Source organism: Rhodopila sp., from assembly GCF_035548235.1.
GTDB lineage: Bacteria > Pseudomonadota > Alphaproteobacteria > Acetobacterales > Acetobacteraceae > Rhodopila.
In genome coordinates this window covers 1-8,537 of sequence record NZ_DASZTJ010000152.1, presented here as the reverse complement: position 1 = coordinate 8,537, position 8,537 = coordinate 1, and the positions used below count along the sequence as shown (strand labels likewise).

Annotated in this window: 7 protein-coding genes; 3 read left to right on the top strand and 4 right to left on the bottom strand. The window is 65.9% G+C overall.

Annotated elements, in window-relative coordinates:
- Positions 1-289: 289 nt before the first annotated feature.
- Together VHB27_RS13015 and VHB27_RS13010 are read right to left on the bottom strand one after the other, a co-directional pair.
- Entirely contained in the window at positions 290-604 is a 315-nt protein-coding gene (locus VHB27_RS13015) for a hypothetical protein (RefSeq protein WP_325601028.1), read from the bottom strand.
- A 27-nt stretch (positions 605-631) separates the two neighbouring features.
- Positions 632-2,854, bottom strand: a complete 2,223-nt coding sequence (locus VHB27_RS13010; protein ID WP_325601026.1) for an NADP-dependent isocitrate dehydrogenase — start codon at positions 2,852-2,854, stop codon at positions 632-634.
- 337 nt (positions 2,855-3,191) lie between these two features.
- Here VHB27_RS13010 and VHB27_RS13005 point away from each other — a divergent pair, with 337 nt between their 5' ends.
- The gene (locus tag VHB27_RS13005; RefSeq protein WP_325601024.1) at positions 3,192-4,004 is read left to right on the top strand and encodes a dienelactone hydrolase family protein; all 813 of its coding nucleotides are present in this window, start codon (positions 3,192-3,194) and stop codon (positions 4,002-4,004) included.
- Positions 4,005-4,121: 117 nt separating this feature from the next.
- Positions 4,122-5,210, top strand: coding sequence for a glycoside hydrolase family 5 protein (locus VHB27_RS13000; RefSeq protein WP_325601022.1), 1,089 nt, complete (start codon positions 4,122-4,124; stop codon positions 5,208-5,210).
- A gap of 27 nt (positions 5,211-5,237) precedes the next feature.
- Here VHB27_RS13000 and VHB27_RS12995 read toward each other — a convergent pair whose 3' ends face one another.
- Positions 5,238-6,284: a hypothetical protein gene (locus tag VHB27_RS12995; protein WP_325601020.1), complete on the bottom strand. Its 1,047-nt coding sequence runs from the start codon at positions 6,282-6,284 to the stop codon at positions 5,238-5,240.
- Positions 6,274-7,668 (bottom strand): oligosaccharide flippase family protein, encoded by a 1,395-nt coding sequence (locus VHB27_RS12990; protein WP_325601018.1) that lies wholly within the window; start codon positions 7,666-7,668, stop codon positions 6,274-6,276. The genes VHB27_RS12995 and VHB27_RS12990 overlap by 11 nt, the downstream gene beginning before the upstream one ends.
- Before the next feature lie 261 nt (positions 7,669-7,929).
- Here VHB27_RS12990 and VHB27_RS12985 point away from each other — a divergent pair.
- Positions 7,930-8,537: MmgE/PrpD family protein (locus tag VHB27_RS12985; RefSeq protein ID WP_325601016.1), on the top strand; the 608-nt coding region annotated here is incomplete at its 3' end.

Here is an 8,537-nt window from a genome sequence, read left to right as displayed (position 1 = left end):
TTGGGTGCTTCGGCAGGGTGCCAATTGCCGAAGGATGACGTGGCGACGGCCGTTCGCAGCCTGATGAACGCGGGCAACGTGGTGGTGAACTGGCCGGCCGCCGAGTTGGGCCTTGCCGTCCTGGAGGCCGGGGGAATTTTGCCTACGGGGGCGCTTGCCTACGGGGGCGCTTGCCTACGGGGGCGCTTGCCTACGAGGGCGCCTGACTGGGCGGCGAAACATTCGTGTCATTCGACAAGAAGGCTGTCACCTTGCTGTCCGGGCAGGACAAGGCCGCGAAGTTGCTGGGCTAAAGGGACGAAAATAGGCGCCTCGAGGGAGGTACCGCCCGGCCTCCGCAGCGCCTCCTTGGCGATTTCGTACGCAGGGCCTTGAGAGCCGTCGACTCCCTGGTCGCTGCGGTGACGGCGTCCTTGCAGGGTTTGCCGACGAGACGATAGCGATCGCCTGCTGCAAACAGAGCAGACCGCACCGCGCGCGCCGGCGCGGCATCTCGTCCGCGAACGGCCGACATCATGCGGGAGCGAATTGCGCGCGTTACCGTGTCGGTCAAATCAGGACGCCCCGCCCACCAATCCAGGCCAGGCGGGTCAAATTCGAACACGTCCGACGGGTCCGCCCTGCCTCCGCCTCAGAACGCGGCAAGCGCCGCGTTCAGCGTCGCACTCGGCCGCATTGCCGCCGACGTCTTGGCCGGATCGGGCAGGTAATAACCGCCGGTGTCCACCGGCTTGCCCTGCGCGGCGATCAATTCGGCATTGATCTTGGCCTCGTTGGCGCCCAGCGTCTCGGCCAGCTTCTTGAAGCGGGCTTGCAGTGCCGGGCTCTTGTCCTGCGCGGCCAGCGCCTGCGCCCAGTAGAGCGCCAAGTAGAAATGGCTGCCGCGATTGTCGATTTCGCCGACCTTGCGCGCGGGCGAGCGGTTGAATTCAAGGATCTTGCTGTTGGCGGTGTCGAGCGTGTCGGCCAGGACCTGCACGTCGGCGTTCTTGCAGGTCTGCGCCAGGTGTTCGAGCGATGCGCCCAACGCCAGGAACTCGCCAAGCGAATCCCAGCGCAGGTAGCCCTCATGCTGGAACTGCTCCACATGCTTGGGTGCCGACCCGCCGGCACCGGTCTCGAACAATCCGCCGCCCGCCAGCAGCGGAACGATCGACAGCATCTTGGCCGAGGTGCCAAGCTCCATGATCGGGAACAGGTCCGTCAGGTAGTCGCGCAGCACATTCCCAGTGACCGAGATCGTATCCTTCCCCTCGCGGATGCGCGCGAGCGAAAACTTCATCGCCTCGACCGGCGCCAGGATGCGGATGTCGAGCCCCGAGGTGTCCTGCTCCTTCAGGTATGTCTCGACCTTGGCGATCACCTGGGCGTCATGCCCGCGTCGGGCGTCGAGCCAGAACACCGCCGGGGTATTCGTCAGGCGCGCGCGGCGCACCCCGAGCTTGACCCAGTCCTGGATCGGCGCGTCCTTGACCTGGCACATGCGGAAGACGTCGCCGGTCTCCACCGGACGCGACAGCAAGACCGAACCGTCATCGGCAACCACCCGCACCGTTCCGTCGGCGGGAATTTCGAACGTCTTGTCGTGCGAGCCGTATTCCTCGGCCTGCTGCGCCATCAGCCCCACGTTCGGCACGCTGCCCATCGTGCGGGGATCGAAGGCGCCGTGCGCCTTGCAATCCTCGATGACCGTCTGGTACAGCCGCGCATAGCAGCGATCGGGGATCACGGCCTTCACGTCGTGCAGCTTGCCGTCGGCGCCCCACATCTTCCCCGATTCACGGATCATCGCCGGCATCGAGGCATCGACGATCACGTCGCTCGGCACGTGCAGGTTGGTGATCCCCCGGTCCGAATTGACCATGGCGAGGCCGGGTCGCTGCGCATACTCGGCCGCGATATCGGCCTTGATCGCTTCCCGTTCGGCATCCGGCAGTGTCTCGACCTTCGCCAGCAGATCGCCCACGCCGTTGTTGGGATTGAAGCCGAGACGCTTCAGCGTGGCTTCGTCCTTCTTGAACACGTCGGCGAAGAACTCGGAAACGGCATGGCCGAACAGGATGGGATCGGAGACCTTCATCATGGTCGCCTTCAGGTGCAGCGAGAACAGCACGCCCTGCTTCTTCGCGTCAGCGATCTGTTCGGCCAGGAACGCGCGCAACGCCTTGCGGCTCATTGTCGCCGCGTCGATGATCTCGCCGGCCTTCAGCGGCGTCTTTTCCTTCAGCACCGTGACTTTGCCGTCCGAACCGACCAGTTCGATGCGCGCATTGGTCGGCGCCGCGACGGTGGTGGAGACCTCCGACCCATAGAAATCGCCGCCGGACATGTACGCCACATGCGACTTGGAGTCCGCGCTCCAGGCGCCCATCCTGTGCGGATTGTTGCGGGCGTACTGCTTCACGGCGCCGGCGGCGCGGCGGTCGGAATTGCCCTCGCGCAACACGGGGTTGACGGCGCTGCCGAGCACCTTGCCGTAGCGCGCGCGGATGTCCTTCTCGGCGTCCGTCGTGGCGTTGTCCGGATAGTCCGGCACGTCATAGCCCTTGGCTTGCAGTTCCTTGATCGCGGCCTTGAGCTGCGGGACCGAAGCGGAGATGTTGGGCAGCTTGATGATGTTGGCCTCAGGCCGCAGGGTGAGTTGGCCAAGTTCGGCGAGTTCGTCGTTGATCCGCTGCGCCGGCGTCAGTTTCTCGGGGAAATTGGCGAGGATGCGGCCGGTGAGCGAAATGTCCTTCAGCTTCATTTTCACGCCGGCCGTACCGACGAAGGCCTCGACGATCGGCAGCAGGGAGAACGTCGCAAGCGCCGGAGCTTCATCGACCTTTGTCCAAACGATCTCGAGATCTGACATGCTTGCACCTCCGCGCGCCGGACTGTTTCGGCTCAGTTGAACGATTCATGAATCCGGTGCGCCTTGTCGCACCGGCGTGCGGGAAGGGCAAGCGGGGGCGCCCGTTCCCCGCGGCCCACCCAAGCCGGACGAGGACCTGAAAAAGACTATGGGCTGACTTGCGAACCCCGCGGGACTGACAATCTCTCCGCGGCAGGGGACGATTAGCCGGCACGGACGACGCGATGACCTTGCCCGTGCGTCCGGCGGCCCGGCGCGGCCAATCTGGAGGGGGACAATGAACGACCTGAGCGAAATTGAGGGCCTTCGGCGGTTTCCGCTACAACGGCGCGGCCTGATGATGACCGGCCTGATTTCCGGGTTCACGCTTGCGACCCAGCGGGTCGAGGCGCAGGCGATCCACACCGATGCGCAGGGGCTGACGGCGGGCGAAACGTCGATCCCGACCAGTAACGGGTCGCTTCCGGCCTATTATGCCAAGCCCGACACCAAGGGCCCCTTCCCCGTCATCCTGGTGAACGAGGAGATCTTCGGCGTCCACGAATACATCAAGGACATCTGCCGCCGCCTCGCCAAGCTGGGGTACTTCGCCGTCGCCACGGAATACTATGCCCGGATCGGCGATCTTTCGAAGATGACCGACACGGCGCAGATCTTCAAGGACGTGATCTCCAAGGCGCCCGACGAGCAGTACATGTCCGACCTCGATTCGACCGCGGCCTGGGCGCGCAAGAACGGCGGATCGGGCCGGCTGGGCGTGATCGGCTTCTGCCGCGGCGGCCGGCAGACCTGGCTGTACGCCGCGCACAACCCGCACCTGCAAGCGGCCGTCGCGTTCTATGGCCCGCTCGGCGGCACGCCGTCGCCGATCCAACCGAAGACGGCGCTGGACATCGCCGGGGACATCCATTGCCCGCTGCTGGGCCTGTATGGCGGGCAGGACCCGAGCATCCCGGCGGCGCTGGTGAAGGAGGCCGAGGCGAAGGCCAAGGCGGCGCATAAGACGGTCCAGATCTTCATCTACCCGGACGCGCCGCACGGCTTCCATGCCGATTACCGGCCCAGCTACCGTCAGGCCGACGCCGAGGACGCCTGGAAGAAGGCGATGGCCTGGTTCGCCCATCACGGCCTGCCGCCCGCGCATGCCTGACGGGTTGTCGCCGGTCACGACTGCGCCGGACACCGACTCCTGATCATCGGACCGCCGCGCGCCCCTCTATGCTGACCACGACAGCAGGAGGGCCTCGTGCGGCGGTCGATTGTTTTGATGATAGGCTGGTTTGTCCTGACGGCGGCGGCGGCGCGGGCGCAGACATTGCTGCCCGATGGGGCGCTGAGCACGCAGGGAAGCCAGATCATCGATCACGACGGGCGCGCGGTGCGCCTGGCTTGCATTGGATGGAACCAGGTCAACCGCGCCATTCCCCTGGCGGAGCAGACGCGGCTCATGGCGGCCAATGGTTTCAACTGTATCCGGTTTCCCTGGGTCAACGCGACGCTGGAACACGACCTGCCGGTGATGGACAGCATCGTGGCGGCCGCGAAAAGCGCGGGCCTGCGCGTCGTCTTCGACAACCATACCAACGAACCCGGCCATGGGGAGCGTGACAACTGGGGTGCGCAGCAGAAGAACGGTCTCTGGTTCGACTTGGGCGAGGGCTCGAACGACACGGACGGAGGCGGCAATCCGGGCACGACGACAAACGCCAAGTTCCTGGCCGACTGGCAGACGGTCGCCCGGCATTTCGCCGGCGACCAGACGGTGATCGGCTACGACCTGCGCAACGAACCGCTGAACTATCCCGGCATGAGCGAGTGGGGAACCGGATCGCCTCGCGACATCCGGCTTATGTATATGCGGGTCGGGGCGGCCATCCAGGCGATCGACCCCGACAAGCTGATCATCGTCGAACCCCCGAGCGGCGATTGCCGGGTGGTGAGGACGCAGCCGGTGACGCTGCCGGTCGCCCATAAGCTGGTCTATTCCGTGCACGAATATCCCACCGAGATCAGCGCCGAGAAGGTCGACTCCGGGCCCGACCTGGTACGGCGGATGACCGAAAGATGGGGTTGGCTGATCAACGAGGACATCGCGCCGGTCTTCATCGGTGAGATGGGATCCTCCATGCGGAGCCGCGGCAGCCGCGCCTGGGCGGATACCCTGGTGCCATACTTGAATGGCAAGGGGCTGACCATTCCCGAAGGCGGGCAAGGCGTTTCGACCGATTGGTGGGCCTGGGGCTACCTGCCGGGGCAGAATCCCGACGGCACCCTGGAAAAGGACTGGAAGACCCCAAGGCCGCGGCAACTCGCGGTCTATGCCCGCCTGCGCCAGAAGCCGCTGCCGGCCCGATGACGCCGGAGCGTGTCGGTCGCGGCCCCTTTATCGCGCGGCGGCAAGAGCCTGGGTTCGCTGCGAGTCAAGAACGATCTCCTTGAAGCGGCGCGCCTTCTGCTCCCATGTCACCGGCGCGTAATCCGGCTGCTTCGCCGCTCGACCGTCCAGGACGGCAAGGATCGTGGCGGAGCATGTATCGACATCGGTCACCACATGGATGCAGTCGGACATGGTCACCGCCTGTGGGATCGGCGTAGAAACGACTTCCAGCCCGGCGTTGAGGCAGTGATAGAAGCGCAGCGGATCGATGTAGTCGGTCAAAGGCGAACCGGTCCGGTACGGCGCCAGCGTCACCTTGTACTGCGCCAGCATGTCCGGCAGGTCGGCCATCGCGTATGGCCCGTGATAGACGGCGTTGGGGCATGCGGCCAGCAGCGCCTCCAGCGCCTTCCGGGTCGGCGCGTCGTCGGCACGCACCCAGCCGCGCAGATCGAAGGTCAGGCCCGGATTGCGCCGCATCACCGCCGCCAGGAAGGGGAAATCCAATCGTTCGTCGAAGCTGGCGATGACCAGCACTGCATCCGCCCTGGCCGCGTCCCGCCGGCCGGGCCGCAGATGCGAGGCGTTGCCCAGATGCCGCGATCGCGGAAACAGTCTTTGCAGCGTCGGCGCGGCGTGGACGATTTCATGCGACAGGGCCGCCAGCAGTCGGACGATCAGGCTCTCGGTCACCCGTTTCAGGCCCGTATTGTGATAGCGCAGGTCGTCATGCAGATCGAAACACCAGACGCCGCGCGGCGCGAGCAGGCGCAGGACCAGCGTCATGCCGGGGAAATAGGTGTTGGTGCTGTTGAGGTAGACGGGAATGGCGTCGCGGCGCCGGAGCCTGGCCATGGTCGCCAGGAACCGCACCAGGCTCATCTCCCGCGTCACCCCGCCGGTCGCCGGACCGGAGACGAGGGGTCTGCGGCGCAGCCACGCATAGGTCGTCGGACCCAATGCCGATAAAGCCTCGACCAGGGGGCGTCTGAAGTCGGTATCGGGATCGCGGCAGGTGAGGATGACGAAATGAAAGCGCGGTTCAGACCGCATGCCTCGGTGTCCGTGAAAACATTCGATAGAATACCATCAACTGCTTGATCGAAGGCGGGCACAGCAGCGCCGCGATCGGCACCGCCGCGGCCCAGATCCCGAGTTCCCGCCAGAACAGACCAATGGCCAGCGAGGCCCACCACAGCGCCGATATGCCATAGTTCGGGGATCCGACCGTCCTGCGGACCGAGAAGTGGAGCGCCGGATAGCTCAGCAAGGCGACAAGCTCACCCATGCCGTATCCGACGATTCCGTAACGATCGACAAATATCCAGGTCGCCGTTGCGAACATGATGACATGGACGATATGAAACCACGATACGTCCCAGTTCCGATGCAGCACGTACAGGATCGAGGCGTGGATGTTGAACTGCGCGTTGGTCAGGTAGCTCAGCGCGAGATAGGGATAGACCAGCATCACGGGCGCCCAGCGCGGGCCGAACACATGCGCCAGGATCAACCCGCCGAACCATGAAAACCCGATCAGCACGGGCCCCAGCGCAAGGGTCTGCAAGCGCATGCCGTCGGTCGCGGCGGCGACGAGCTTCGCCGGTTGGTCCTGGATCTTCGACAGCACGGCGACCGACAGCCGATAGGCGATCGTCTTGGTGAAGGACAGCAGTTCGAGCATGCGGATCGCCAGCCCGACCTGTCCGACCGCCTCGGCAGGCAGGAAGTGGCCGACGATCAGCGGGTTGACCAGCCCGCGCAACTGCCACAGCCAGTCGGAGGCGGCATAGCCGAAGGCATAGCGCAGCATCGGGCGGATCACCGCCATGTCCCAGGCGACCCGCGGCCTGTATCGGCCGGCGATATGGAAGGCAAGGCACATGAACGTCTGCTGCAGCGTATAGCCGCAGACCAGCGACCAGACCCCCAGGCCGGAAAACACCAGCGGCAGTGCGGTGCCGTAATAGAGCAGTTGCCCCGCCGTCTCGATCGCCGCGATGCGCCGGAAATCGAGGTCGCGCTCCAGCCGAGCGGCGGGGACGATCGAAAGGGTCTGGACGAAAACGGAGAACAGCAGGACAGCGAGCAAAGGTTGGATCGCGGGCATCGTCACCCATCGTGCGATCAATCCGGTGCTGGCCTCCAAACCTCCGACGACCGCCGAACCGAACAGCAGCAGCAGGGCGGTCGCGATGTCCTCGGTCCGCCGATCGACCGCGTCCGCCTTGCGGATCAGGAAGACGGCGATCCCCGCCTGCCCGATGTTCTGCGCGTATTGGCAGATGCCCAGCGCGGCGACATACGGGCCGTAATTCGTCGGGCCGATGATGCGGGTGATCACCAGCAGCCCGATCAGGCTCAGTCCCATCGAGATGACCTGGCGCCCCATCAGCATGGCGCCGCCCTCGAAGACTTTTCCGCGCAAACCTGTCATTCGCATCCTGGTTCGGGCGCGCGCGGCCCGTCAGCCGTGCCCGCGTCACGCCCGTTCTGAGTGTCGCCCGCGTCCCATAGCAGACCGGATGCGGGGTGGAGTCCCCCCTCCCGTTCACGTTCAGGCGTGTGATCGGCGGCGCCTGGCAGGCCCAAGGCGCCGCCGGCGGTTGCCAGAGCCCCGGATTGCGCCGCACCCTGGGGGCCGGACGCCGGTTTTCGTTTCGCCAGCGTTCGGGAAAGACACGGGGAAATGACCACGATGGCCGAAGCCGCCTCACTCCTGCCCAATGCGACGCGCGACCTGGCCCGGTTCGCCGCGGGTCTCCGTTTCGCGGACATCCCTGCGCCCGTGCGCGAGCATGCCAAGCTGTGCGTGCTGGACGGGCTGGGCGTTGCGCTGTTCGGCGCGGGCCTGCCCTGGACGGCCATGGTCCGCGACATGGCGGCGGAAGAAGGCGCCCATCCCGTCGCGTCGTTCTGGGGCAGCGCAAAGCGCGGCTCGGTCGCCCAGGCCGCGCTGGTGAACGGAACCGCCGGCCACGCGTTCGAGATGGACGACATCCACAAGGAGTCGATCGTCCATCCCAATTCGCTGGCCTGTCCGGTGGCGTTCGCGTTCGCCGAAAGCGACGCCGGCATCACCGGGCGCGATGTCCTGACCGCGATCGTGGCGGGCTACGAAGTCGGGACCAGGGTCGGCAACGCGGCGACGATGGCGCTGTTCCTGCGCGGCTTCCACCCTCAAGGCACAAACGGCGTGTTCGTCGCCGCAGCCACCGCGGGCCGCATCCTGGGGTTGGATGAGGCGCGCATGCTGCACGCGCTGGGTATTGCCGGCTCGCTGGGGTCGGGCCTGATGGCGGCGCA

Excerpts from the sequence above, each read along its gene's own strand:
- VHB27_RS13010 (WP_325601026.1), bottom strand. The coding sequence starts at position 2,854 with ATGTCAGATCTCGAGATCGTTTGGACAAAGGTCGATGAAGCTCCGGCG.
- VHB27_RS13005 (WP_325601024.1), top strand. The coding sequence starts at position 3,192 with ATGATGACCGGCCTGATTTCCGGGTTCACGCTTGCGACCCAGCGGGTC.
- VHB27_RS13000 (WP_325601022.1), top strand. The coding sequence starts at position 4,122 with ATGATAGGCTGGTTTGTCCTGACGGCGGCGGCGGCGCGGGCGCAGACA.
- VHB27_RS12995 (WP_325601020.1), bottom strand. The coding sequence starts at position 6,284 with ATGCGGTCTGAACCGCGCTTTCATTTCGTCATCCTCACCTGCCGCGAT.
- VHB27_RS12990 (WP_325601018.1), bottom strand. The coding sequence starts at position 7,668 with ATGACAGGTTTGCGCGGAAAAGTCTTCGAGGGCGGCGCCATGCTGATG.